Source organism: Sphingobium sp. FG125 (assembly GCF_057809795.1).
Map to the genome: position 1 here is coordinate 13,572 of NZ_JBMDKQ010000022.1, position 25,191 is coordinate 38,762.

A 25,191-nucleotide genomic window follows, 5' to 3' on the forward strand; every position below is an offset into this window, starting at 1 on the left:
GTCAGATTCAAGAACATGTCAAGAACGTCGCAACCTGATGGAATTCCGCCATTCTCGGTCCGGCTTTGGTCAAATCCACGGGATCACTTCCACCCAAGTCATTTTTGACGGAGAAGCTGCCATTTCAGAAAATTCCGCCTATGCATCTGTATTTACGCCACTTCCCTTCCTTCTTTTCCTGCGACCCGTCGCGTAGGGTGTGCGCGAAGTTGTTCCCTATTTGGACCGATGTGATCAACCACTTCCCCGCCCGATTACCGATGACAAAGGCCTTGGTTTCACGTGGATTTGTAGCCGATCCGGCGCGTGATGGATAGGCCGCGTGAGTTCGAAAACTCGGACAGAATTGACCTATTTGTAGCAGATAGCCATCAAGACTGTGCAATTCGCCGAACCTCTTGCCGGTGGAAGAAATGCAAACTTTGGGAACCCATTCGAGGCTATGAACCGATCGTTGGCAATCGACATCAAGAAGGGCACTTGGCCGCGCAAGGGATCGTTGCCAACGTTTCCGAGCACCTTCCATAGCGGTGTTCAGACCGTTGATATTCATGTCCCATCAGCACTGCTGATGATCGGATTCTTGACGACGCCCATAGCTACAACTGGGGTGTCATTGAGCGAATTTTGGGCTTGGGTGCGTTATCTCGCGGCAATCTCAGCAGACCCTGATTTGCGACTGACGCAGAGCTTCGCGGATCTGGACGCTCACCAGAAGACAATCCTCAGTGACGATTTCGGGATGGGCCTTCCAATACTCTGGCTCAACGACAAACTGCAGTTCGATAGGATTGTCGACGGTCGATATTTCATGCAGCGTTTTGCTGCATCAACGGGCGCTACACAGCATCGCGCGGCCAAGCGCGGCCCGAACAAGACGCCGGATTTCGTTGCCCGTGATTTGTCCGGCGTCTGGCATGTAGTGGAGTGCAAGGGAACGCAATCGGGCGTTGGGTACAGTAGCAATCAACTCGGAGGAAAAGGGCCACCGCCAGTCGGCGGAGTGGCGCAAAAGCTTTCGATAATCTTCCCGCCAGGGCATACCGGCCAGCGTCTTGTGTGCGGCTTGTCAATCGGAGTTGATGGCCGCGAAAAGAGCAAGCTGACGATCATTGATCCGGAGCCTGACGAGCCTTTGACCGTACGGTCGGATCAGATCAGTAACGCAGACGATGCAGCTACACGAGGGATGATCGCAAAGGCATTGAGACTGGCGGGATTCGAGGCAACAGCAGAAGTAACCGCAGCGCCGTTGGGCTTTTCAGTCACCGCCGTCCGACGAAAAACAAAGAAGGCCGAGAAACGACGGGAGGCTATCGTAGCAGAGCGAGATGCGCGTGCGCGTGCTGAACTTGGGCAGGCAGAGACGCTGCGGACAAAGTTTGACGACGGTTATCTGGGCCGTGAGCTCAACATCGACTTGCCAAGGCCTATCCCCCTCGGCTCGAAGCCCGTCAGCCGGGTCATAGTTCGCCAAGGTGTGAAGCAAGATGCAATTTCTGAACTGCGTGAGCAGCCAACGGTTGCGGAGCCGACATATGACGATTCCGCCCGATGGGTTAAGGAGGTTGGACCGATAGAAATCCAGAAGGACGGTCAGTTTTCAAGCTTCACCATCGGCGGATTTTTTCGTTCAGAATTGATACTTGAATAGTCCAGCGAGCCACCGCATAGCTTATTGCATCAGTTGTATTATTCCGTCGCCTTGAGGAGCTTCCTCAATTGCGGATTTGCCTGCCAGGGGAAGCAAGGCCGAAATGATAATATCGAGACAAGCCTATTTGCTCGCCACCCTCATTGTCTTGGCGGGGTGTAGCGATTCGGGGGCGCAAGCTGCCGATGCCGAACGTGGCGGGACGGATGCACCTACCGCTACCGATGTGATGTTGCCAACGGATGCGACCGAGAGGGTGCTATTTGAGCAACTGAGTTGCCGTCACCCAGCTCAGGCAGGGGTCGTCATTTCCGCGATGCTACACAGTCACACGGTCGCCAATACGAATGACGGTGGTGACGGCATCCGCCTTTTCGTCCCCGTCAAGCCGATGACATTTCTGGGTCATCAAGTCGTCAGGCTGGGTGGGTGGCAAGCCGATCCGAGTGGAGGGGCGATGGCTCCGTTTGGGCGCGGCCCTGGCACGGCTCCCCCTAACCACATTTCCGTAACTGTAATGGGTACGACCGAGGAGATTCGGGACAAATTTACCCGCCTTGGCGTTTCCGAAGCTGAATACTTGCCGGATCACACGCAAGAAGCTTGGGTGGATAGCCGAGGGGAAGTTATCCAACCTCGCCGACTAGTGCCTGGCCCTCAGTTTGAGGAGGGTGACAACGACCTCGCCATGCAACCTGTCAACGGGGCAGTCACGATTTCTTGCTCTGCAAATGAGATGGATTTTCAACGCGACATCGAAGCTCGTTTGGGGAGCAAGTGATGCCGCAGACTTCTATAGGACTGAAAGCTTTCTGTATCGGCGCTGCCATCGTAGCCGCGTCAGTCGCAGGTATCTCAAGCGCGCAAGCTCCTGAGGACGTATCTGCGCTTCAGGGGCAGTGTTCGTCCGATTCAGGTGTGATCATCGACAATGAGACGACCGGGTTTGCGTGCACCAATGCGGTGATGTCTTTTCATCGGAACAACGGCTCCGTGATGATTCAATTCTCCGGTAAAAGCGAGGATGGTCGCGACCAAATTCTCGGCTTTGCGGGCCCCATGAATTCTCGGGACATGGTTTCAATCGAACGAATATATCTCATGCCCGGGGCTCAGCCTCTTACCCCCGCAAATCGAGCGTCGGCTTGCGCGTTCATGCGAACTGGTGATCGGCTTATGACGGTGCAGTGCCGCGCCATCGCCATCGCTCAGGGCTCAACCATTGAGACGCGGGTCAGGTTTATCTTGGCGCAGTAACGAGGGTTCTCTTGCGGCTTACCGAGGCTCAAGCCACCGCATCCAGCCCACTACGCTGGATAATCGACAACAGCCGAAGTGCCGGACCGCCCGGCTTCTTCGCGCCTCGTTCCCAGTCCGACACAAGGTTCTTCGACACGTTGAGATAGCGCGCGAACACCGGCTGCGAGACATGCTCCGCCTCTCGGATTGCCTTGATCTGGTCGGGCGACAGGACCGGCGCGGGCGCGAGGCAGGCCTCATCGAACTCGCGCATGGTGCGCTTGTCGATGCTGCCCGCATCGTGAAGGCCTTCCATCATTTCGTGGACGGCGGCCATTGCCTCGCTCTTGTAAGTCTTTGCCTTAGCCTTGCTCATCGTCTTTCACCTCGACCAATCGGCCCGCTTCAACTTCCGTTTCGATCTGGTCATCGCCCAATTCCAGCATGATGCTGGCAGCTTTGCGATAGACCTTTAGTTCCGCCGCACCCAGGTTCGCCTTGTCGCTTTTGGCGAAGGCGAACACGAATATGGCCCGCTCGCCTGAGCGGAAGATCAGGATCGAGCGATAGCCGCCCGACTTGCCTCCACCCTGGCGCGCGATGCGCTGCTTGATGAGCCCATTGCCAAGGTCGGCATCGATCAGGCCGGATTCAGCCCGATGCACGGCACCAGCAAGCATGGCATCGCTGATTTTTTCCTTTGCCGCGAACTTGGCGAACCAGCGGTTGGCGTAGATGCGGATGCGCGGGTTGTCAGTCATGCAGCAACGGCCCACTATCATACTTAGCGTTACGGCTCAATGAATATGAGCCGCTCATGTTTTGCTCGATCTGGTCGCCGATGCGCTGCGCTGCCTTGATGACGTGCCCATCGTCAAGATGGGCATAGCGGGTGGTCGTCCGCACGTCTGCATGGCCAAGCAGCTTGCCGATCATCGGCAGCGTTTCCGAATGGGCGGCGGCGTGGCTGGCAAAGCTGTGCCGCAGATCGTGGATACGAACGCCGGGAAGGCCTGCCTCGTCGCGCAGCTTGCTCCACAAGTTGCCGATGTCCGTGATCGGGCGCTGGGTGGCCGGATTCCAAAACACATAGCGCTGCTTCTCACGGCGTGGCAGCGCGTGGAGGATGGTTGCAGCCGCTTCGGCCAGCCAGACCGTGCGCGGGCCGGTTTTGCTGTCGGTCAGCAGCAAGCGCCTTCCCCGCACCTCGCTCCATTTGAGGCAGGTGATCTCCGATTTGCGGCAGCCGGTCAGGATCAGCAAGCTGATCGCCGTGCAGTGCAACGGAGAAGTTTTGCGATGCCTGTCGAGCACTTCGCCAATCCGCCTGAACTCCTGATCGGAGAGGAAGCGCTCGCACTTCCGGCCCTTGTTCTTGCGGATATAGAGGCAAGGGTTCGATCCTTCGGGCCGCACGCCCCATTGCTCGGCTTTGTTGAACATGGCGCGCAGGATTTCGCCGCAACGGTTGGCAGCACCGGGGCCGCCGGTGTTTGTAATACGGTTGAACCATTCCTGCACATGGCGCTCCTCGATCTCATCGAGGAACAGGCCTTCGAACGCGCGGTCGAGATATTTCCGCTTGTAGTAACGGTGGGTGTAGAGCGTGGACGGTTTCCACTTGGGCGATACTCGTTCCCAGTAGGTCCTGAGGAAGTCCCGGTAGGATGGAACCTTGCGCAGCCGCTTGCGCTCCTCCGCCGGGTTCTCGCCGGTCTGGGCGCGGAGCAGAACGCGGCGCGCCACATCCATAGCCTGCACACGGCTCAGCACCTTGGCGTTGCCGATCGTCACCGTGCGCGTGCGCCCTTCCATGCGTGCCTGGACGATATAGACCTTGCGTCCGCTCGCATAATGCCGCGTCCCGAAGCCGGGCAGTTCGCGTGTCCAGCACGTCTTGCGCAACTCGCCCAGGCCACCGCACTTGCCAATGACATGGAGCCGGAGGCTGCCCAGCTCTTCGGCGACGATCCCTCGCAGGGTCAGCGCGTTCATGGCGCAACTCCGATCAGGCGTGCGATAGAGCCGGATACGCGCTCCGCCGCATCTGCGACGATCTCGTCGGAGAGGTGCGCGTATCTGGTCGTCGTTTCTGCCAGCGCATGGCCCAGCAGCTTGCCGATGACCATGAGCGAGATGTTGTCCCGGATCGCGACCGAGGCAAAGCTGTGGCGCAGGTCATGTAGGCGCACATCCGGCAATGCTGCGCAATTGCGGATTTTCGACCAATGGATGCCGAGCGTGATCGGCTTGGCGGGATTGCGGAACGAGGGAAACAGCAGGCCGGTTGCTTTCCGGTCTGGGAGCGATTCAATCACATCGATAGCCTGCCGGTTGAGATAGACTATCTTCGCTCCGGTCTTGCTATCAGGCAGCATCAGGCGCGGTTCCTGAACCCATTCCCAGCGCAGTTGCTCGATCTCTCCGCAACGTGCGCCGGTGAAGATCAGCAGGCGGATCGCCGTGACATAGAGTGGCTGCTCGGCCTCATATTCCCGCAATGCCGTGGCAAGCCGCGAATATTCGTGTGGCGACAGAAACCGTTCCATCGGCTTGCGCTTGTAGCGCGGCGTGCCCTTGCAGGGATTGGAGCCGCGCGGACGCAGGCCAAGGCGCTCTGCATAGCCCATCATCACCGAGAAAACCGGAAGGGTGCGGTTGAACACGCCGGGGCGTTCGACAAAGCTGTCGCGCCAGAACAGGATGTCGCCCTTTGCAAGTTCATCGATCCGCCGATCGCCGAACGCGCCCAGGATTTCCTTGAAGATGGCGCTCTCGTTGCGCTTGCGGGTCGATGGTTTCCAGTGTCGCGAATAGTCAGCCCAGAAACGTTCGGCGTAGTCGCGCAGCAAGGGCGCATCGCTCTTCTGCACAGCTCGGGCCTTCTTGCGCGTTGGCAGCCCGTCCAGCGCTACCTCCGCCAGTTTCGCCCGCGCGAGGCGGCGGGCCATGGCGGGCGAGGTGTCGCGGGAGGTACCGAGCGACACCCGCCGCAGCTTGCCGCGCTGGCGGAACAGCACGAACCATGTCCGCCTGCCGCCGGGATTTACCCGTAGGCCAAAGCCCGGCAGGTCGATATCCCAATACTCGCGGATGCGCTTACCTGGTTTGCGGCGGACTATGTTGCCGTTGAGCCTAACCCGGTTGGACGGCTTTGCCTTTTCACCACTCCCGCGCCCTTCACCGGATCGTGTTGCGGCATGATTCGTGGCTTCATTCGCTGGTAGCAGATAGCCATTTGCTTGCATTGACTTGCTCCTCTTTGTAGAGGAACAACTTCGCGTAACCTATTGCTTAACAATCTCTTTCTGCCGCATGGCGGCGTAAGGTGTGCTCCCCAGTCCCCAGCTGCAAGGTCAGGAACCAGCCATTGAGCCAGTAACGGACGATGCGTTTTGCGATGCCGATTTCTTGAGATGGCTCGCGGGCTGCCGTCGCCCGGATCTCGATAGTCACAGAACGGACCAGGGCCTATGATGGTTGTCTGAAAGCAGGCAACGAGGAGCCTGAGCATGACCCAGGTCACACTGAGCGCGACACCCAAGGGCAACGGCTTCCAAGCGACGATCACCTATTCAAACGGGGTGTCAATCAGTTCGGCCGAGGCTTTCCCCACACAGGCAGAGGCGATCGAGGCGGCGGCTTTGAAGGTCCTGGAAATGCCAGAGCGACTTGCTGACCTGGACAAACCCGATGCCCAGGATTGAAGTCGGCCATCGACAATTGCGCCTGGTCTGACGTGGTCTGCAAAGGGCTGCGAGCAAAAAGAAAGGAGGAAGCCCTGACGGACTTCCTCCCAAACCGGCGGGTCAGAATTCATCGCTGAGCCGGCCCGGCACCGTATCAATGACACGCTCCAACAAGGCCTTGGGCAGCGCGCCGTAATCCCCTTCATCGACAGCGATGTAGCCTGCCTCGTCGTCGGTCAGGATGTACTGCGTGAAGTAGCTGTGAAAGGACCGGGCATGGGCCTGATCCAGTGCGGCAACGAAAGCAGCCTGATCTACCTTGAGACCGGCATCGGCAATGTTCAGCGAAGCGTACATGATCTTTCCTCCTGATGTTCGATGCATCGCATCAGGGGTTGCGAGAGATGTGGGTGACGGGCTGGGTCAGGGACCGCGCAAGCGGCCGCGAAGCGGCGATGGGGGCAACGATTTTTGCCGGGCTTGCCCGGTAAAAATGGTGGGGCCCCGTCGTCCTTGACGCAGCCCCAAAGCCCGCATCAGACTTGGCCTTTCTGCGAGAGAGACCTCTCCAACGTCAGCGGGAAAGCGCACCAATCGCCCCACAAACCGTTTTCCTACACGCGTCCGGAATGCCAATGTCGTCAGCGGAGGGGACCAACGGCCAGCAAGAAGGAAACCCTATGGCCAGGTCCAAACCCACTGCACGCGATGCGCTCAGGAAGCTGCGTGAACAGCGTGCCCAACTCGAAAGCGAGGAAGCTCGTCTTCGCGAAGAGGCAGCGACCGAACTCGGCAAGGTGTTGATCGAGTGCGGCGCCGAGACGATCGAAGCGGCACAACTGCGTCAGATCGTGCGCGCATCGATGGCACTCGGGATCGAAGAAACGCTGAAGCGGATCGCTCCCGCTTAAGGCCCACCCAGCGGCGGCAAGGGGTTTGATGCCCCGCGCCGCCGCATAGTCCCCGAGCAAAAGAAAAGGCCCCGATGGCGTCTGCCACCGGGGCCTTGTCGTGGGGTAAGGACATTCAGTCCTCGTCGATATCGGGTGCTCCCTCGTTGCTGCCCGAACGGCCCTTGGTGAGGAAGTCGACCTTGTCGGCGATGATCTCGCAGCCGTAGCGCTTGGTGCCGCTCTGATCCTCCCACTGGGTGTAATGGATGCGCCCTTCGACCGTCACGAGCTGGCCCTTGGTGCAATACTTGGCGACGTTCTGGCCCAGGCCGTTGAAGCAGGTGATCCGATGGAATTCGCTGTCCTTGGCGGTGTAGCCGTTCTCGTCCTTGTAGGTCTTGCCATCCTTGCGGGCGGGACGGTCGGTGACGACCGAGATCGAGGTGATGCTGGTTCCACCTTGGGTGGTGCGGGTTTCGGGGTCGCGAGCGATGCGGCCAACGAGAATAACGAGATTGGTCATGGGCTTTCTCCTGATCGAGCATTCCGGGTCCATCCCGGCTGCAAACCCGAGCAGAAGCGCCCCGCGGCGAAGCGCACCGGAGGGGAACCCGGAACTGGTTCGGGTGGTGCGGGCAGCCGGGCAAAGCCCGGCAACTCGGCCGGACCTGATCCGGGTTGCGCGTCTCGACGGGGGGTGATTCAGGGACAGGTTTGTATCGAAGCCGGGTGGATCCGGATGCCGTGAACAGGTTTGCCCTGCCTCGTTTCCCTCCGGTCTTGGCCGGATCATTCCCCCGCCAGCCCTCCACCGGAGAACCCCTTCCTAGATCACGGTGGGGACCGCTCCTCCAGCAGGTGGCCTGGTCCTGGACGCAACTGCTTCGCCGGGGACAGGCATATCGATCGTCACCCCTTGAGCGCCGTCCAGAGGGTTGCCTCGCAGCATCCAGGCCTGCGGCGTGATCAAGCGCGCCCAGTCAGCAAAGGAGGGGATCGAGCCCAAGTCTTCGCGTACGTGCTGCTCGCCGACCAGACGCACCGGAACAACCCGGCCATCGGCATTCACGAGGGTCTCGCCGAAGATCGCCTCCAGCATGAATATCCCCTCGGCATGGTGCCGCAGCGCGCGATGTCGGGGGTCTGCCAGGATAGCCTTGGACTGGTCGAACCACTGGTGCAGCGGGAGATAGTCATCGACCGTGCCGCCCCATTTTCGGACTGACGAGAGAGCGTGGTAGTAGCAGTGTGCCATGCCGGGTCTCCTAGAGCTCGGTCGAGTGATCATCGGTCGCGGTGAAGCGCAGGCTGCAGTCGAGCACGAAGATCGCTTCCGCCACATCGATCACGAGTTCGCCGCAGGCACCGTCGTTGATCTCCCAGCCAGGGTGGTGACGTTCGAGTGCCAGATAGGTCAGCCGCTCGAGAGCCTGCCCGAGTGAGTGCAGTTGCTCGGAACCGGTACGATCAGCTTTGTCAGCTTCGCCTTCCAGCAGGGTGACATCCGGGCAAGGCATCGGCGCGCCAGTTGCATCCAGACAGACACATTCCTCAACGGCGCCGCTGTCGCCGCATCCGTCAAAGCGGATCTCGACGCGGGCGATGCCTGCTTCCTGCAAGCGCGGGAGAATGACAGTCTTGAGCTGCTGAATCTCTTCGACCACCTGGGTCTGCCGCTCGGCCTGGCGAACGGCAAAGTCGGCCATCACAGCCTCGATATCGATCATGGAATGCCTCCTGTAGAACCGAGCCAACGACCATCGCTGGCTCCAACCGACAGGCGCACGCCTTTCCTCTGATGGACGACGCCAGCGCCGATCCGGCGCTGGCGCGAAGACCGACAGGGCCTTAGTCGGTCCTGGCCGAAGTGTTCTTCGGATTGGTGCCGAGGGGCCCGCGGCGATCGACAACGGTGATCCGCCGAGCCTTGGCGTCGATCACCAGGCGTTCGAGTACGCCATTACCCGGGAACGCGATGACGTAGCGCGGATCGAGTGAGAGCATACGCTCGTTGCGCTTGAAGCCAGCACGGGCGCCCAGGCGCATATCGAGCGAGAACGTCACCTGCGGGATGCCGCGACGTTCAGCCCAGCTCGATGCCAGACGGTCGACGCCCTTGGTGTCGCCGCCGTGGATCAAGACCATGTCCGGCACGCGGTCGCGGACCTTGTCGAGCGTGGCCCAGACATTGTTGCCGAAGGTCAGCGCATCGTCTTCGGTAGCATGACGGGTGCGCCCGCCAGCGAATACGACCGGGGTTCCTTCGGGCATGGCCGCACGGCGTTTTGCCTCGGCGCGGGCGCGCAGGAAGTCGCGCCCTTCGACGAGCGCGGACGTCAGCATTGCACTGTGATTGAAGCGCGAACTGGAGACTGGCTTCCAGGAGGAACCGAACTCGTTGAGGTATAGGCCTGCTGCGACTTCGCGCATCTCTTCGAGCGCCAGCATGGCGCTTTCGGCGCACTGCGCCCGCTCGACCTGGGTCTCGAGGTCGTGGGTGTGGACTTCGGATCCATCGGCCGTCGCAATCAGCGCGCGGACCTCGTCGGTCGCCCGGTCGAGGGCAGTCGATTTGCGCTCGGCGGAGCGGTGAAAGATGTTGACGAAAGCCCAGCCGAGATCCTCGGCGTCGGCTTCAAGCGCGGTCCCTGACACCATGGCGAAGAGATCGGACCAGACCGCTTCGAGGGTTTGAACGACAGCCTCCCGGACCGGGAAATCGCTTGTCGATACGGGAGCGGGTCCAATCGAGAAGCCGGCGAGATCGAGCCCGGCGAGTTGATCGGCGAATGACGTGTGCATGGGGGTGTCCTCCTGACTGACGTGGGGCCGACGCACCCGTTCATGGCTGCGCCAGCGAGAGCCCGTCAGGGCCAGCATTCCGGCAGGGTTGCGCACCCGTCAGGGGAAACCTGGCTTGGCGGGCTGGCGCGGGCAGGCCTTGAGCCCTCAGGGCGAAGGCCAACACGGGCCCGACCAAGCCGGGTTGCGCAAGACTGGCGGCTGGCCCAGGGCCTCTCTCGCATGGCGCCAGACCATGGGCGGTCGGAACAGACATTGGCAGGGGCACGCCCTATGCCTCATGCATGCACCGCCCCGGCTCAGCTCAAGCCGCTCGCTTGGCGTAGACACCCTCTCCGTTCGACATGTGCCCGAGACAGTCATAGTCGCCGAACACGGCATCGAAGCGGGATGCGATCTGGGACAGCCAACGCTGTGCCCGCGGTGAGCGGGCCGTGCGGCAATCGGCATCCCAATAGGCCCCGTCATCGCGTTCGACGATCCAGACGGCCACCAGCCCGCCGTAGACCGATACGCCGAAATCCGCATAGGCATTGCGCATGAGGATCCGATCCTCCCGGTCGCGCCAGCCGTCATGCGGGATCAGCGACGGGAAGGCTCGGCCGGCCCGCTCGCGCAGGTCGTCACGTAGCCATTCATACTCGAACTCCCAGTCGTCCTCGGCTTCGACCTCGAGAACCGTGAATGCCACGATTGCGCCGCTAGGATAGCTGACTGATCGGCCCATGATATCCTCCCTCAGGCAGCAAGCGCAGCGTCGTGTGACGCGTCGTCAAACTGTTCGGGTGTGACCCTTCCGCCAAGCTTCAGCAGTAGGGTCGACGCCTCCTCGGCCTTGGCGGCAGCGGTCAGAATGGCGCGGTCGTCATCCTTCAGAAGCTTGAGCCAATGCTCGATGTAGCTCGCATGGCTATCGAGATGCGTGACCGGCAGCCCCAGCTCAGCGCCCAGCATGGCGCTGGAGAGTTCGGCGACCAGTTCCTCGGCGGCATAGGCCGCCGTGCCGAAGCGGTTCTTGAGATCGCGGCCCAGGCGGCTGGCATGTCCGGTCCAGTGCGAGAGCTCATGGGCGAGCGTGGCATAGTAGTGGTCGAAGCCGGAAAACAGGCTGGTCGGCGGCATCGTGACACGATCCGCAGTGGGTTCGTAATAGGCTTCAGAGCCCTGGTGGCGCAGATTGACGGGGATGGCGGCGAAGAAGGCATCGAGTTCGGCCTCGCGGCCTTCAGGCTCGACCAGTTCCAGCGTCGTCGCCGGATGGAAGCGCTCGGGCAGACCTTCAACCTGATCGGCATTGAAGACCGGGTAGGCCTTCAGCACCCGGCGGGCCTCGTCGGTCTTTTCGCCGGTATCAGGGGCTTCAGCCTCTTTGGTGTAGCTCTTGTAGAAGATCGCGATAGTCGACTTCTCGCCCTTGCGGACCTGGGCACCGAGCGATTTGGCCTGATTGTAGGTCATCCAGAACGGCGAGGCATAGCCGCACATGTCGGCGACCATCCACAACCAGAACACATTCATGCCTCGGTACGGAATCCCGCAGGCCCGTAGGGGCCGCGAAACGGGCACGCCGCGCCACGGCTTGATCCACGGCTTTGTGCCAGCTTCCAGGCGCGCGATGATTTCCTGGGTAATGCGGGTAGCGGGCGACAAGCCGCTGCTCTGTCCCTTGCGATAGGCCATGATGGGTCTCCTGATCTTGGCATCTGGTCAGTCGGCGACGGGTTCGCCGGTCAGTGCCACAGGGTCCCGAGCCCCCTCTGCTCTCCTTCCAAAAAGGAAGCGGCCCTCCGGCGTAAGCCGAAGGACCGCTTCACGAGGTGCGAGTGGCCTTGCCTGTCAGGAGGAGGTCAGGCGGCCAGCTCGCGGGGGGTATGAATTTCGCCGTCGACACCCGGCTCAGCTTCAGTAGCGCCGATCTCGGGGTAGCCGGCGTCCGGCGCAGCGGAAGTGAAGCGCATAACCTCGGGTACCCAGGCCAGAGCCTTCTCGCGGACTTCTATCTCGGTGATGTAGGTGCCAGCGAAGACGCGCTCGGCGCTCATCGCGAGATCGCCTTTCTTGACCGAGGCAAAGCGCGAGGACAGCTCGAGACCGCCGACGTCGGTCAACGCGTCGAGGATCACCTGCTTTGACACCCGGTCGAAGTAGTTGGCCGCAGTCGGTCGCCACCACTGCGCCATGTCGATGCCGATCAGGCTGCCGAGGTGGTCCTGGAACGGCAGCTGACGCTCACCGGTCATGTTGAGGCTCGCCTCGAGCGACCGGGCAACGACATAGCCAAGCCAAGCGGCACGGCTGTCGTCGGACAGTGCCCGGAAGAGGTCGAAGCGGGAAGTCGCATCGGTGCCCGCGCGCCAGCTTTCGTCGAGACTGGACCTGAGCTCGGCAAGCGCGCCGCTCGCCGGAGCATCCTTGGCCTCGAAGCCAATGATCGGCCCTGCCGGAAGAGGCGCACGCAGCGTGGTTGCAGCCCGCGCCCGCCAGTCGTGCGTATCGGCATCAGCCAGCGTGAACACCATGACATCAAGCGCAAGCCCGGGGTCAGAGGCAACATGCAGGGCCAGGACATCACGGCGCTGCATGGCCAACTCATCGACCAGGCGCTTGGACAAGGTGGTCCGGCGCTTGTCCGAGCCGTCGTCTGCCAGAATGACTTCGATTCCGCTTTCGCCTTCGGCAGGTTCAGCCTGTCGCTCGCCGTAGAACACGGGCTGGAGTACCGGCGTGCCATCGCGCGAAAGCACCAGGATCATGCCCGCTTCGGCCTTCAGCTCGGGCGCAATGACTGGCGGGCGTGCGCGGATTTCCTGGCATTCGCGTTCGATGGCCTCGATAGCCGCTTCGGCTGCCGCCACGGCATCCTCGGCACTGTCCTCATCTTCGAGGATCGCCGCATGCTCGTCGTAGGAGGCATCGAGTTTGTCGAGCCTCGCCAGTTCCGTCTCAGTGAGCGGCGCCGGTTCGGCAGGAAGCCGGACCAGCCCTTCGACCAGATCGTGGCTGGCATAGGGATCGAGCGTGGGCTTGACCCAGGCGAGACCCTGTTCGGCTGCGAGCGCCTTCGCCTGTTCTTCCATCTTCGCCGCCGCGAGGCTCTCGAGCAAGGCGACATCGACCCAGGATTCACTGTCGTCGTCGTCGAACAGTTCGCGCTCGATCCGACCCCCGGCAGCGATGTAGGCGTCGCGGCCGACAAGGCGGGCGCGCGGATCGCTGCCCCGGACGGTCCCGGAGAGGACCATGCGCCGGATGCTGTCTGGATTGGGCGCATAGTAGGCTGAGGAGACTTGCTCGAAGACGCGTGCCTGGATGTCCTGATCCGAAGTGGCGCCAAAGGCTTTGGCGATGTCGAGAGTGATCTGACCCGAGGCCAGCGCCTCGAACACGACGGGCGCGAGCGTCGCGAGACGCAAGCGCCCCTCGACAAAACGGACCGTCAGGCCGAAACGGCGGGCAACATCTTCGACTGTCGCACCGCCTGCAACGAGCGCGGCAAAGGCCTGGGCTTCATCGGCTGGGTTCATGGCCAATCGGTGGAAGTTCTCCGCGAGGCTGGTCTCGACCGCCGCTTCAGCACTGTCCTCGAGCACGAGGCACGTGACTTCGTGATCACGCGCGAGGATCTTGTCGTCCGCGAGCGCCAGCATCGCGCGGCGGCGGCGCTCGCCGGCTTCGACCTCGAACTTGCCCTTTGCGGCAGGCCTGACAATGAGGTTTTGCAGCAGCCCATGGGCTGCGATGCTGGCCTTAAGCTCAGCATCTGCTGCCGGATCACTGTGACGGCGGACATTGCGGGGAGATTGAACGAGCTTGTTCAGCGGGATCGACTTGATCATGGGACACACTCCTGATTGTGAGCCCGGTGCATCGACCATCGATGCCCAAATGGCTCAATCAGGGCAAAGCCAACTCTCCTCTGGGGCGTTCGCAGAAAATTTCTCGACAGCAACGGGTTATAACGAATGGCCATGGTTGGGACGAGGCTGCGGTCCACGGACTCGATTGCCAGGGTCACGCCTTCGCAAAAGCGGACGTTTGACTATGCTCAGGATCCCGGCCTTGGTCCTATTTCGGTTTGAACCCGAAGCGCACGCCTTCGCCGAGGAGGCGGAGGATACCATCCGCCTCCTCGCTCATGGGGTTGGGCAAGACGTCGATCCGCGTTGCGCTCGAAGTTGCCGGGTTGGCGACGTAGATCACTACATAACGCTGACCCGACCGGGGCCGGGCAGCCTCCCGCGCGGCACGAACCTCTGACTCTCCCATCTCGAACTGGCACCGATCACCCTGGCTGGATTTGACCTCGATAAGCCAGGTTCGCCGATCATGCTTCAACTCAAAATCGTAGCCGAGGTCGTCGGACCAAGCTTTGCCCTTCTGCAAGGCACCGAATCGTGAAACCCATGCCTTGTCGATGTCCTGGTTCCGGAAGCGATCCTTGAGCCAGTGATACACAACGAGCTCTCCCAGCCGCCCGATCATGTCCTTCTTGGCTTGCGGGGTCCGATCCGGCCCAGGCGGAACATCGCGCGGATTACGACTCGTTGGCGGCTTGTTTGTCCGTTTCTCGAGCACGGCTAGTTCGGTGGGCGTGGTCAGCCTCGCCGATTTGACCTGCTTGGAAAGACGGGCGGCGATCTCGGCCGAGATTTCGGTCCAGTCAGCATGCTCGGGATCGACATCGCGATCATTGACGCGAACAGAGCGCGCCTTGGCTGCCCGTTCCTCCGCCTCGCGTTGCGCTTCCTTCGCAGCCGCATCGATTGCATCGGCTCCGATACCTAGCATGTCGAGATCGAGCGTTGGCTCCATACCGTCAGGCCAGAAGGCGAGCTTGACGCACCAGGAAATAAGCGCTGTCTCATCCATCGGCTTGAAGTCGACCGCACCAGCCGCATCGAGCTTGGCACGGATATGCTGTTCGGCCGCCTTGGCCTCGCGCCAATAGTCGGGAATGCTCGAAACCGGCCCCTTCCACCAAGCCCGCACGATGGGCGCCGCCGCGGCCGCGAAGCGGTTAATCGCCGCTAGGTTGGCCAACCTGACGTCGGCAAGGTCAGGCAGGCCATGTGGGTTCGAGCCGATCGCGGGTGCCCCCGCGTCTTCCAGCCACCGTGCGAGATACTCCTCTAGCACGGCCTCTGGCACGAAATGATAGAGCGGCAGCCACGCTTGATCCGTCTTCATCGATCGCAGGGCGTCACGGCGCTGGGCGTAATCGGGAGCAGGCGTGAATTTGTCGAGCGTTGACGCGACCGCGTTGCGGAGAGCCTCCAGGATGGACGTCTCATGGTCCACGATATGATTGAGGAGCTGCGAAGCGTGGACCGCGGGGTAGGCCAGCGGCTCGCTTCCTGTAGCCGCCAAGCTCTCGTTGAAGCGCGCAAAATCGAGGTCGAGAAGCTCACCGAACTGTGCAGTTGATTGAGCTCGCCGACATGCCTTGAGCAGCCCGTCGGCATCCGTCGCCGCGGCCGTGATAAGCGGCATCAGTTCAGCGAGTAGACGAGCGGGGTCTGCTCCATGCTCGGCCTCAAGTCGATCACAGTCCTTCAGAGCTTCTGACCCCAATCCGTAGTGGATGGCTGCGCGGATCCACGGCATCCGAAGATCGACGCGCTCGCCGATAAGATGCTGGACCGAAGCCACGAAGCCGTCTTCGAGCTGGAGGGTGCGGCCGAGTCGGGAAATCATATCCTCATCGAGACCGAGTTCGCCGATGTCCTCGCAGGCAGCGGCGAGCTCGTGGGCGAGTAGACGCATGCCATTGGCGACTGGGGAAAGGTCGATCGCGTCGCAGATCGCCGGGAGACAGAGTTGGAGGCCATTCCAGGTAAGAGGATCGCCGACCCGGGTAACAACGAGAGTCGGCCGGTCCGAGCGTCGGAAGACATAGGCGGGGCGATCACCAGGGGCCATTATCCGCTGTTCGTTGATTTCGAAGGCGACATCTTCCGCCGCCACGAGGGCGATATCACTAAGCCGTTCGAGAACGGTGCCACGATCTGCAGGAAGCTGACCGGCGTCGGTGCCGCGCAACCCCTCCATCGCAACCGCGAGCATCACGCGGAGCCAGGGGCATTTGTCGAGCGCCGTTTCGCTGGTTTCAATGTCGTCGAGCGCAACGTCGTCTATTTTTACGTCGTAGCGCATCGTGGATAGGCGGCTCACCTTCTTGCCGAACAAGGCTTCTGCTGCGGCGCCCACCCGCGCGCGATCAGCGCCCCTGATGTCGAGAAGGAGGCCATCGATCGACACGACAAGACTCGGCGCAAGATCGTCGTCGCTGTCGCGGACGTAGAGTGGCGCGGTCTCCTTGACCGGGATCGTAACCGCGAGATCGGCGCGCCGACGGACAAGGATCGGCATGTCGTTAGCCGCCTTGCCGGTCGCTTGCGGATCCGCTGCGTGCTTGTCTGCGATAACCTTCCAGGTCGCGTTGTAGAGGTTGGCGAGCTGCTGCTCATAGTGTGGGCGAACCGTTCCGGCGGCATATTGGGACGCAAGGAAACGTGCTTGTTCGAGGGCGATCGCGGGATCGTTCAGAAGGCGTAGTCTTCCATAGATTCGCAGTTTCTTGAGCGCGTCGGGCTGCCGGCGATCGATGATCCTGCCGATCGTGACCGCCACTTGCCGAAGATAGAAGGGAAAGCGCTCGTTGCTCGAGACCCAGACGTCCGACGGGCTATAGAAGCGTCGAACCGGCCCGTCGGATGATGGATCGTCCGCGGGCAGCCAAGCGCCGCTACGAATAAAGGCACCCGCAGGCGTCGACCATGGGTATTGGTCGCTCGAAAAGTGCTCGTGACGAAGGTCGACGCGGAGCAACTCCTTTCCGGCGCCTGCCAGCCACTCGATCACCAGACCGGCGTAGATTTCGCGGCAATCGTCGGAAAAGCGTTCGTGGTCGCTTTGGCCGGGCAGGTGCCACAGCGTGTTCGCAAATTTGTAGTTGGTGGAATATGTGTGGCGGAGGCTCTCCTTGTTAAAGGTGCTGACGTCCCGCTTCCAGTCGGCAATGGCGGCATCACTAAGACCGAGCTTCTTGGCGAAGCCGAAGCTCGTTACCTCGTAGGATCTTGTCGGGGGCATGGTGGGCAAGGGAAGCGCGCGCAAGCCAGTTCCAACACCCAGTCCGCGCAGAAACTCCGCCCACAGCGTCGCCTGGCCCTTGAAGGCGCGATGGCTGGTCGGCGCGAGAAGGCGCTTTCGATAGTCGGAAAAGTCGGCAACGTCGGGCGGCGCGGCGCTGAAGAGCGCATTCAGCCGCCGGCCGAGAAGTTCATCAGGCCAGGTCTCCGAGAAGACGGCCTCAGTCGCGTGGATCATCCCATCCGCTGTGGGCACGAGCAAGCGATATGAGGAATCGACCTTAATCGACCTCGTGGCCTGAGCGCGACGCCAGATTGCAAATGCCCAGCGGAGACCCGCCAGAGCCTCCTCGACCGAGGCGCCCGCGTTGACCACCTGGGAGATACGGGTGAGGACCGTTTCACCATCATAGGCAGAGACTTGACCGCGCTCTAGGAACTCACGAGCCGGGCGCAGCTCACCGTGCCAGGGGAGCGTGTTCGCGGCAAAGGCGAAGTGGGCGGCTAACGGCGCCGGCACACGGAGTTGCTCAAGCGGGATATCCGCGTTCTCACCCGATGGCCGCGTCGCGGGTGGGAAGAAGAGGGAGGGTTCAATCCGCTCACCCTTGCGCCGGCGCCGCCGGACACGCGGAAGTTCGCCATCGGTAGGGACGTCGCTGCGGCCGGCACGAACCGTCCCGTCATCGCAGAGAATTACGGGGAAGCCGACGAGCATCTCCGGCCCCTCTTTCATGAAGGAAGGCAGATCTCGATAGAAAGCGGTCCACTGGCTCGTCGCCGGACGCTTTCCAGCACGCAGAGTACCGGCGATCTTCGCCGCAATTCGCGCGCACTCGATGGGTGCCAGACCGTCACGAAACAGGGCTGGAGCATACTGACGAAGAAAAGGTGTTAGCCGGCCGATGCGCTCGGACGTGAGTTCAGGAAGAAGCGGCGCGATCGGCGGGGAAATAGTCGCACCGTGCTTCGCGACCGCCAAAAGATCAAAGGTGGCGGAAACCTCGAAGGTGGCGCGCACCTCCATGGGGCAGCGCCAACCGATCGAGAGCAAGCCACCTAGCGTTACAGCGCATGGGATAACCGGTACAGAGGCGAAGTCTTGCTCGCCGAGGCGCGCGACCTCCGCAGCCGAGAGGGCCGGCAAATCTAGTCGCTCGCCGGGGCTCTTCGCCGCGGTGAGGCTCGACGGGTTGGTCCATACGAGGAGATCGACAGACGCCTTCGCCCGAGAGATCGCCGTGAGAGCCGCATGACTGCGGCCGGTATCGCGGTCCGCGAGCCAACGCACGCTTGCAGCGGCGAGTGTGACCGCTTGGGTGAGGAGCAGGCGATTTAGCGCCACACTAGCATCGAGGGCTTTTCGGTTCGAAGACGGGAAGAAGCTGCCGTGGAGGTGGCCTTGAAAGGGCGCTGTGGCGCCCTCCCCCATTGGCAAGAACGTATAGAGGCGGGGCGACGAAATTTCATGATCAAGGGGCACCGCCAGGCCGACTTCACCGACCCCTGTCCAGTCCTTCCAACTGCTATGGAGTTGCTTGGCCTTGACGCCATCGTCGACGGCCCGCTGCATGAGAGCCTCGGGCGCATGATCGCGGACAAGCAACCAGTGCGCACCGCTTAGCGAGACGATTGAGGCGGCAACCGGCGCGGACGTGATCGACTCTTCATGCCGCTCAAGAGTGAACGCCAAGGAGGTCTCACCAGCGCGGGTCCGTACTTTGGCGTCGAGCTTCTCGAGACGATCGAGAAAGAGGAGCAAGGGAGCGCCATCGTCATCTAGCGCCGCCACCTCGTCCCTCGCCGTCTGAAGCGAGTCTAAATCTCGAAGCGGAAGCCGAATGACGGACGAGAAGCCGCGTGCTGCATACTCGACGATGGTCTCAGGCTGCGTACCGAGGGCAATCGGCAGAAAGAACATCGGCAGATCGGACTGCGCCAGGCCGAGGACGGTCGGGTTGTCAATCCGCGAGGGCAGATCTTCAGACCGGGCGAAAGTGAAGCAATATCCCTCGAACCTGCCTGCGCCGATCGCGTTCGACGCCTGCGAGTATACTTCGGGCGCGTCACAGACGTGGCTCACACTGCGGAAGCCGAGCCCTTTGTTGCCGATCGACTCACCGGGCGGCTTGGTCGACATTCCGATGCGCGAAAGCGCCACGACATTATCGTGGGTGAATGGTTTTCCGAGATTTGCGACATAGAGGGTTCCGAAATCACCCTCGTCCTCGACCAGGAGCACTTCGATCTGACCATCATGCGCGCCGCGCACATGGACGTCGTTGGCGTTCTGGACGAGCTCAATCAGGAACCGCCCATGATAATCGGCGGCTGTGTGTTCGGCGACGCTCTTGTTTTGGGCATAAACGTCGTCGAGATAGATGCCGGTGGTAACGTCGATTGTCCCGGCAAACGCGCGTAACTTCCCCTCGGCGATACGATGGATCTGATCGGCGGGCGTTAAAGCCTCGTTTTGCTCCTCCGATGCGACGGGATCTGTAAGATCAACAACGCTGGCCAAGCCGCCTCCAAGTCATATCGCCCGTTCATCAGCTAACCTAACCCTGTTCTCGAGGATAGTGCCGTCGGCATTATAACGCGTTTTGGGACATTCCTGTCGGTCAGCTCCGCGACAGGAAACGTCCGGTTACGCCCACACCGGCCATTCAGATACCCGCCTAAGCTGCTAAAAGAGGTCTTGGCTTTTGGACAATTGTCACTGTCCGGCATCGGAAATGCGGCTCCGGTGGCTGCCACACGGCGCTTCCCTTGAGCTTCAGCACTGTCTCGCTAAGTGGAGATATGTTTGCTGTCGATCCTTCAGAAATCCAACATCTCGATGGGCTGCAATTGGTCCGTTTGCTGCGCGTCCTGCTGTATGCCGAAGCCCGGAAGGCAGGCGTCCCGCTGCGCAACGTCGATGTGCCCCTCCAAATTACCATCGCGGATGGTGGCCAGGACGCGATCGTCAAATGGCAGGATGGCGAGGTTTCGACCGATTATTTCCCCGGGCGAGATGTCGTATTTCAGTGCAAGGCGACCGATTATGGCGACGCGCAGTGGAAAAAGGAGGTCTGGACCAAAAAGTCACAGCGCAAGAAAGCCAAGGTCCTGAATGACGCTGTTGCCGAGGTGCTTGAACGCGGCGGTAGCTATGTCGGTGTCACGGTCACCCCGCTCGTAGGCTCAAAGGCCGATGATCGCGCTGCAGCGATCAAGGACGGCATCCGCGCGGCGGGCGGCGATCCGTCAAAGCTCACTTCGGTTCGAGTATATGACGGCAACAAACTTGCCGCCTGGGCAAGCTCGCATCCCGCAGTTGCCCTATGGGTAAAAGAACAAAAGGCCGGCGTCCCATTCGCAGGCTTTGCGACGCTCGATCAATGGGGCAAGCGCGCAGATGTGGCGATGCCGCCGTTCGTGGGCAGCGCGTCGCGTGCGTTCTCCTTGGGATCGAACCGCGCCGACCTCCTGGATTTCACCCAGCTTGCTGGCCGTCTGGTCGATCATCTCTCAGCTCCCAGAGCTTGCGCCCGAATCTGGGGAGCGTCGGGGATCGGCAAAACCCGCGCTTTGCACCAAGCGTTGAGCACCAGCACAGGAGCCCTTCGTGACCTCGCGGTCGCAAACTTCATATTCTGCGATTATCGCGACGTGTCGACGCGCATCTGGGACGTTGCCAATCAGATCAAGAACGACGGCTCGCCGGCTGTTCTCGTGGTCGATGCGTGTTCCTGGGAGGACTCGCGACGGCTTTTCGAACTGGCCCGCGCCGAAGGCAGCCAGCTTCGCGTCATCACTATCGGTGCGGAGGGGCGTGATCAGATTGTCGACTGCCTCTCGATCCGGCCTCAGCCTGCCGATCTCGACACGATCAAAGGCATTCTGGTCGGCGGTCTGCCGAAGGCCGCTGCGGACGAGATTGAATATATAGCGCAGCTTTGCGACGGCTTTCCGCGGATCGCGGTGTTAGTTGCCGGAAGCTACAGCAAGCATGGCATCCTAAAGTCCGCCGACGACGTAGCCCAGCAGATCATTCAATCCGCAGGCCTAGATCGCGACACGGTTCGAGCATTGGAATGCTTGTCGCTGTTTGAGCGGCTAGCGCCTGATGCCGACCCGCAAGCGTTCGATCATCTTGCCGAAACACTGGCCCATATGACTGGCGGGCTGATGTTCGAACATCTGGTCGTCGCTTCAGAACAACACCTCGTCGGCCGCAACAACGACCAGATGAATGCACGGCCACGCCCGATCGCCGACTATCTCGCGATGCGGCGCTTGAGCTATCTGCGGCCATCGACGGTAATCGACTTTCTGTTGTCGTGCGCGCCGATACACCGCGATATGATGCTCGCGCGCTGGCGCTATCTGGCCCGCTCTCTGACTTTGATCGACGTCGTTCGCGCGCTGCTGCGCGGCCCGTTTGCCGATGCGACGGTGCTGCTCGGAGACGAAGCAGCGCCTTTCCTGCCGTCGCTGATGCACGTCGATCCCGATGCGACAGGATCGGCCCTATACTGGTCAATCACGCAGATGCCGCTCGAAGAGCTGGCAAACATATCCGCAACGGGCGATCTCCTCGACGCCTTGCGTCTGCTCGCCTCGCGCCAGTCGAGCTTCAAGCCCGCCGCGCAGATGGTTTTGCGTCTCGCGGCGGTTGCCGACATCGAGGGGGCGTCACCCATCCGCGACCTGTTGCGCCAGCTCTTCCAAGTTGCGCTTGCAGGAACAGAAGCCGACGACCGACGGCGGCGCGAAGCGCTGGCCGACGCATTGGACGAGGACGATCCCAGAATTCGGCGAGCCTGCGTCGAGGCGCTAGGGGCAATGCTTCAGACATACATCTCGCGGTCCGCTGATTTTGAGCAGATTGGCGCAGAACCTTATCGCACCGAATGGACCCCTGCAGACCAAGAGACGATCTTCGGCTATTTCCGTTGGGCGCTCGAGCGATTGCTAGATGTCTGGCGCGCGTCTCCTGACCTACGTGCGCCCATAGAAAAATACGTCGCCGACGACCTTCGCAACCTGATCGCCCCGGATCTGCTTCCAGCCATTGAGACATTCGTTAGCGAGGTCGTCGCGGCCAAAGGCCATTGGTTCGAGGCCACCAAAGGCATCGGCGATTGGCTCTATTTCGACCGTCCTGATCCGCCGACCGCCTTCGCCAAGGCCGTTCGCGTGCTCTATGATGCGACGCTGCCGACCGATCCCGTCGAACAGGTCCTCCTGTATAGTCGCTTTTGGACCGCGGACATACACGATCCCGATACGCGCTATGCCGAGACCGTGCATGACCTCGATTTCGAGTATTCAAGCCGGCGTGCGAGAGCTTTGGCACCCGCAATTGCCAAGGACCCGGAGCAACTCCGCCGCGCGATCGCCGCGCTGTCGAGCGAAGAGCTGAACGGACCTGGCGCCTTTGCCGAAGCGCTTGCCGCGCATGTGCCCGATCCATTAGACGCGATGGCGCAAGCGGTTGCGGCGCTCGATGCCAAAGGCACCCGCGCCGGGGCGGGCTTCGTGCGCGCCCTCCTCGCGTCGCTGGATCGGCGGCTTTCCCATGAACCGGCGCAGAGCGAGGCGCTGGAGGCCATTGCCAACAGGTCGACCGTGCTCGCCGCCAGCCCCATAAACATCTACACAGCCCTGCGCGTCACAAACGAGCGCTTGGGGCGCCTCACGGCGCAAGTGCGGGCGGGTGAGATCGCCGTGGCTCATGTCGTGCCAATTTCCTATGGCAGAGGACTTGCCGATGTCTCGACGGCCGCGCTGACAGACCTCGTCGACGCCCTAGTCGATCAGGGCGGTGCTTGGGCAGCGCTCGAGATCTTGTCGATGGTGACCCACGAGCAAAAATGGCTCTCACCTGAAATCGCCGATCTCACCAAAATCGCCATTCTGTCTCCGGCGATCACCAAAGAGGTCGACGGACACCTAGGCAACGCCGATTACAACCATGATCGCATGATCAGGTTGCTCAGCGCCTCGGGCGCAATTGACGGCACCTTTGCACGCAACTTTGCTCTTCAGATCGAGAACGCGTGTCAGTCGGTCGGCGGCAGACATGGAAGTCCATCCGATGCTCTGCGCAGCGCCCTGGCAATCGTCGTCAAGCACGCGCCCGAGGAAGTTTGGGCCGTGCTCGCCGGCTTCTTCGAGATCGGGTCGCGGCTTGAACGAGAGCGACTTAATGCGATCATTGCGCCGACCAACCCGTTTGCTTCGAATGTGTCTCGCGTCGGCGCCGGGGCATTGTTCGAGACGCCGATCGATCTGATGCTCGACTGGGTCGAGCGGGAGCCGGAGGGGCGTATCGCTTTTCTGGTCAGCTTTTTCCCGATTCTCGTCGAGGTCGAAGACAGATGGACCTGGCACCCGGCCTTGCAGCAGCTTGCTGACCGCTATGGCGGTTCCAAGCAATTCCGTTCCGCCCTGCGTTCTCGCATCTTTCCGAACTCGTGGAGCGGGTCACTAAATCCGCATCTGGCCGGTTTCAAGGAACCTCTCGCAGAGTGGGCCGACGATCCGAAACTGGGCGACTGGGCCAATGCAACCCGGGAAGCGATCGACCGCTCGATGCAGAACGAATTCAATCGGGGGTGATGCGTGGCCGCGAATGAACCCAAAAAGCATCATTACGTACCACAGTTCTACATGCGCAGGTTCGCCTGTGCCGATGATGTCAACAAGGTCATGGTGCTTGAGCGTCACCGCGACGTCGTCGTCGCCGACCGAAAATCGATCGAAGGCATTGGCTATGAAGAGCATCTCCATGACTATGAGGGAAACGGGTTTCGTGGATCGATCGAACGCCCGCTGAACCGGGCGATCGAAACGCCGTTTTCCGAGAGTCCGACCTGGCTCAAGATCAGCGGCGGGAACTGTGCAAACCTCGACGAGACCGATCGTATGCCTATTTACGGTTTCGCGCGGCACCTTCAGCTCCGCAACCTTGAAATGCTGCAATTCATCGAGAAGCAGCACGCCCGGTATCTCGCCGGCGAATTGGAAGACGAGCTCACCGAAGACGAGCGCGATATGTATGCATGGATCACAGCCAACCCCGGCGCTGCGCATACGCTGTTCCGCACCGGCGCCATGCAGACGATGCTTCCCGCCGATGCCAGCGGCATCAGCGTGACTATGTGTCAGGCCCCGATTGCCCTGCGGTCGTCAACCAATCCTGCCGTCCGGCTCTCGCATCCGGGCCGCAGCTCTGTGTTCGGCTCAAGTTTCAATTCCGTACGGACATGGTGGCTTGCACTCGACAGGCATTGGGGCGCCTTGATCATGGCTGGCGGTCCTCCCGGCTTCATGGTCGAACCAGTGCCGATGGATTTCGCCCGCGTGGTCAATCGGCAGTATCTCGTGCAATTCCTGGAAGGCAACGCGCGCTATCTGATTGCCGACGATGAGTTCCTCGGTGAAGATCTCGAATGGGCTGGGTTCAGCTTTGCGCAGCAGACCACCCGAGGCTTCCGCTATCGCAAGACTTAGGCGGCACCCGTCGCCCAAGCCGGGAGTCGCGCCAGATCGATCAGTTCAGCGCGAACGACCCGTCAAGCGCCTAAGCGCTGGAAGTCGCGGATATCCTTGCTCTTTTGGAGAAGGCGTGCGGCCTCTGCGGGATTGCTCGTCTCGATCTCGTCGATGCGGCCGTAGATGATGGAATGCGCGGTATTCAGGTTTTGGTTGGCAATCTCTGCCTGAACGCCCTGCTCATAGGTGTGTTCCGGGGCCATCCTGCTCATGCTTTTCATTCTGTTCGTCAAAAGCAAAGCCAGCCATCCCAGATCCTCTGGATGGCGTGGAATGAC

General features: G+C 61.3%; 19 protein-coding genes. 5 read left to right on the top strand and 14 right to left on the bottom strand.

Annotated elements, in window-relative coordinates; genetic code table 11:
• Positions 1 to 454: 454 nt before the first annotated feature.
• Complete coding sequence (locus ACODSR_RS17560; RefSeq protein ID WP_489077915.1) at positions 455 to 1,654, top strand: hypothetical protein; 1,200 nt, start codon at positions 455 to 457, stop codon at positions 1,652 to 1,654.
• A gap of 1,285 nt (positions 1,655 to 2,939) precedes the next feature.
• Here the strand turns inward: ACODSR_RS17560 and ACODSR_RS17565 are convergent.
• Genes ACODSR_RS17565 through ACODSR_RS17580 form a run of 4 tightly spaced genes read right to left on the bottom strand, consistent with a single transcriptional unit; the run spans position 2,940 to position 6,141 of the window.
• Complete coding sequence (locus ACODSR_RS17565; protein WP_489077916.1) at positions 2,940 to 3,269, bottom strand: helix-turn-helix domain-containing protein; 330 nt, start codon at positions 3,267 to 3,269, stop codon at positions 2,940 to 2,942.
• Positions 3,256 to 3,654, bottom strand: a complete 399-nt coding sequence (locus ACODSR_RS17570) for a type II toxin-antitoxin system RelE/ParE family toxin (protein WP_489077917.1) — start codon at positions 3,652 to 3,654, stop codon at positions 3,256 to 3,258. Before ACODSR_RS17570 ends, ACODSR_RS17565 begins: the two co-directional genes overlap by 14 nt.
• Positions 3,647 to 4,888 carry a tyrosine-type recombinase/integrase gene (locus ACODSR_RS17575; protein ID WP_489077918.1) on the bottom strand — a complete coding sequence of 414 codons (1,242 nt, stop codon included), beginning with the start codon at positions 4,886 to 4,888 and terminating at the stop codon, positions 3,647 to 3,649. The genes ACODSR_RS17570 and ACODSR_RS17575 overlap by 8 nt, the downstream gene beginning before the upstream one ends.
• Entirely contained in the window at positions 4,885 to 6,141 is a 1,257-nt protein-coding gene (locus tag ACODSR_RS17580; protein ID WP_489077919.1) for a tyrosine-type recombinase/integrase, read from the bottom strand. The genes ACODSR_RS17575 and ACODSR_RS17580 overlap by 4 nt, the downstream gene beginning before the upstream one ends.
• A 264-nt stretch (positions 6,142 to 6,405) precedes the next feature.
• Here ACODSR_RS17580 and ACODSR_RS17585 point away from each other — a divergent pair, with 264 nt between their 5' ends.
• Positions 6,406 to 6,600, top strand: a complete 195-nt coding sequence (locus tag ACODSR_RS17585; RefSeq protein WP_020820072.1) for a hypothetical protein — start codon at positions 6,406 to 6,408, stop codon at positions 6,598 to 6,600.
• A 102-nt stretch (positions 6,601 to 6,702) separates the two neighbouring features.
• Here ACODSR_RS17585 and ACODSR_RS17590 read toward each other — a convergent pair whose 3' ends face one another.
• Positions 6,703 to 6,939, bottom strand: coding sequence for a hypothetical protein (locus tag ACODSR_RS17590; protein ID WP_054725432.1), 237 nt, complete (start codon positions 6,937 to 6,939; stop codon positions 6,703 to 6,705).
• Positions 6,940 to 7,262: 323 nt separating this feature from the next.
• Between ACODSR_RS17590 and ACODSR_RS17595 the strand changes: the two genes are divergently transcribed.
• Entirely contained in the window at positions 7,263 to 7,493 is a 231-nt protein-coding gene (locus ACODSR_RS17595) for a DUF6437 family protein (protein WP_234716089.1), read from the top strand.
• A gap of 115 nt (positions 7,494 to 7,608) precedes the next feature.
• Here the strand turns inward: ACODSR_RS17595 and ACODSR_RS17600 are convergent, their stop codons facing one another.
• From ACODSR_RS17600 to ACODSR_RS17635, 8 genes are all read right to left on the bottom strand, one after another.
• The gene (locus tag ACODSR_RS17600) at positions 7,609 to 7,998 is read right to left on the bottom strand and encodes a single-stranded DNA-binding protein (RefSeq protein ID WP_007688363.1); all 390 of its coding nucleotides are present in this window, start codon (positions 7,996 to 7,998) and stop codon (positions 7,609 to 7,611) included.
• A 303-nt stretch (positions 7,999 to 8,301) separates the two neighbouring features.
• A complete protein-coding gene (locus tag ACODSR_RS17605) occupies positions 8,302 to 8,730 on the bottom strand; it encodes a DUF6915 family protein (protein WP_489077920.1) in 429 nt (142 codons plus the stop codon).
• 10 nt (positions 8,731 to 8,740) lie between these two features.
• Positions 8,741 to 9,202: a DUF6878 family protein gene (locus tag ACODSR_RS17610; RefSeq protein WP_489077921.1), complete on the bottom strand. Its 462-nt coding sequence runs from the start codon at positions 9,200 to 9,202 to the stop codon at positions 8,741 to 8,743.
• 121 nt (positions 9,203 to 9,323) lie between these two features.
• A complete protein-coding gene (locus tag ACODSR_RS17615; protein ID WP_489077922.1) occupies positions 9,324 to 10,277 on the bottom strand; it encodes a DUF2493 domain-containing protein in 954 nt (317 codons plus the stop codon).
• Between the two features lie 304 nt (positions 10,278 to 10,581).
• Positions 10,582 to 11,004 carry a hypothetical protein gene (locus ACODSR_RS17620; protein WP_413021717.1) on the bottom strand — a complete coding sequence of 141 codons (423 nt, stop codon included), beginning with the start codon at positions 11,002 to 11,004 and terminating at the stop codon, positions 10,582 to 10,584.
• 11 nt (positions 11,005 to 11,015) lie between these two features.
• Positions 11,016 to 11,957 carry an ArdC family protein gene (locus ACODSR_RS17625; protein ID WP_413021715.1) on the bottom strand — a complete coding sequence of 314 codons (942 nt, stop codon included), beginning with the start codon at positions 11,955 to 11,957 and terminating at the stop codon, positions 11,016 to 11,018.
• Between the two features lie 167 nt (positions 11,958 to 12,124).
• Positions 12,125 to 14,113: a ParB/RepB/Spo0J family partition protein gene (locus ACODSR_RS17630; RefSeq protein ID WP_489077923.1), complete on the bottom strand. Its 1,989-nt coding sequence runs from the start codon at positions 14,111 to 14,113 to the stop codon at positions 12,125 to 12,127.
• A 229-nt stretch (positions 14,114 to 14,342) separates the two neighbouring features.
• The gene (locus ACODSR_RS17635) at positions 14,343 to 19,889 is read right to left on the bottom strand and encodes a sacsin N-terminal ATP-binding-like domain-containing protein (protein ID WP_489077924.1); all 5,547 of its coding nucleotides are present in this window, start codon (positions 19,887 to 19,889) and stop codon (positions 14,343 to 14,345) included.
• Positions 19,890 to 20,170: 281 nt separating this feature from the next.
• Between ACODSR_RS17635 and ACODSR_RS17640 the strand changes: the two genes are divergently transcribed.
• Positions 20,171 to 23,977, top strand: coding sequence for a hypothetical protein (locus ACODSR_RS17640; protein WP_489077925.1), 3,807 nt, complete (start codon positions 20,171 to 20,173; stop codon positions 23,975 to 23,977).
• A 3-nt stretch (positions 23,978 to 23,980) separates the two neighbouring features.
• Positions 23,981 to 24,871, top strand: a complete 891-nt coding sequence (locus ACODSR_RS17645; RefSeq protein ID WP_489077926.1) for a DUF4238 domain-containing protein — start codon at positions 23,981 to 23,983, stop codon at positions 24,869 to 24,871.
• 62 nt (positions 24,872 to 24,933) lie between these two features.
• Here the strand turns inward: ACODSR_RS17645 and ACODSR_RS17650 are convergent, their stop codons facing one another.
• Complete coding sequence (locus ACODSR_RS17650) at positions 24,934 to 25,125, bottom strand: hypothetical protein (RefSeq protein ID WP_489077927.1); 192 nt, start codon at positions 25,123 to 25,125, stop codon at positions 24,934 to 24,936.
• Positions 25,126 to 25,191: the final 66 nt, after the last annotated feature.

What these genes read in the sequence shown, in the direction of transcription:
- ACODSR_RS17585 (WP_020820072.1), top strand. Translation starts at nt 6,406, where the DNA reads ATGACCCAGGTCACACTGAGCGCGACACCCAAGGGCAACGGCTTCCAA.
- ACODSR_RS17625 (WP_413021715.1), bottom strand. Translation starts at nt 11,957, where the DNA reads ATGGCCTATCGCAAGGGACAGAGCAGCGGCTTGTCGCCCGCTACCCGC.
- ACODSR_RS17595 (WP_234716089.1), top strand. Translation starts at nt 7,263, where the DNA reads ATGGCCAGGTCCAAACCCACTGCACGCGATGCGCTCAGGAAGCTGCGT.
- ACODSR_RS17575 (WP_489077918.1), bottom strand. Translation starts at nt 4,888, where the DNA reads ATGAACGCGCTGACCCTGCGAGGGATCGTCGCCGAAGAGCTGGGCAGC.
- ACODSR_RS17640 (WP_489077925.1), top strand. Translation starts at nt 20,171, where the DNA reads ATGTTTGCTGTCGATCCTTCAGAAATCCAACATCTCGATGGGCTGCAA.
- ACODSR_RS17570 (WP_489077917.1), bottom strand. Translation starts at nt 3,654, where the DNA reads ATGACTGACAACCCGCGCATCCGCATCTACGCCAACCGCTGGTTCGCC.
- ACODSR_RS17650 (WP_489077927.1), bottom strand. Translation starts at nt 25,125, where the DNA reads ATGAGCAGGATGGCCCCGGAACACACCTATGAGCAGGGCGTTCAGGCA.
- ACODSR_RS17610 (WP_489077921.1), bottom strand. Translation starts at nt 9,202, where the DNA reads ATGATCGATATCGAGGCTGTGATGGCCGACTTTGCCGTTCGCCAGGCC.
- ACODSR_RS17605 (WP_489077920.1), bottom strand. Translation starts at nt 8,730, where the DNA reads ATGGCACACTGCTACTACCACGCTCTCTCGTCAGTCCGAAAATGGGGC.
- ACODSR_RS17600 (WP_007688363.1), bottom strand. Translation starts at nt 7,998, where the DNA reads ATGACCAATCTCGTTATTCTCGTTGGCCGCATCGCTCGCGACCCCGAA.
- ACODSR_RS17620 (WP_413021717.1), bottom strand. Translation starts at nt 11,004, where the DNA reads ATGGGCCGATCAGTCAGCTATCCTAGCGGCGCAATCGTGGCATTCACG.
- ACODSR_RS17630 (WP_489077923.1), bottom strand. Translation starts at nt 14,113, where the DNA reads ATGATCAAGTCGATCCCGCTGAACAAGCTCGTTCAATCTCCCCGCAAT.
- ACODSR_RS17615 (WP_489077922.1), bottom strand. Translation starts at nt 10,277, where the DNA reads ATGCACACGTCATTCGCCGATCAACTCGCCGGGCTCGATCTCGCCGGC.
- ACODSR_RS17580 (WP_489077919.1), bottom strand. Translation starts at nt 6,141, where the DNA reads ATGCAAGCAAATGGCTATCTGCTACCAGCGAATGAAGCCACGAATCAT.
- ACODSR_RS17590 (WP_054725432.1), bottom strand. Translation starts at nt 6,939, where the DNA reads ATGTACGCTTCGCTGAACATTGCCGATGCCGGTCTCAAGGTAGATCAG.
- ACODSR_RS17565 (WP_489077916.1), bottom strand. Translation starts at nt 3,269, where the DNA reads ATGAGCAAGGCTAAGGCAAAGACTTACAAGAGCGAGGCAATGGCCGCC.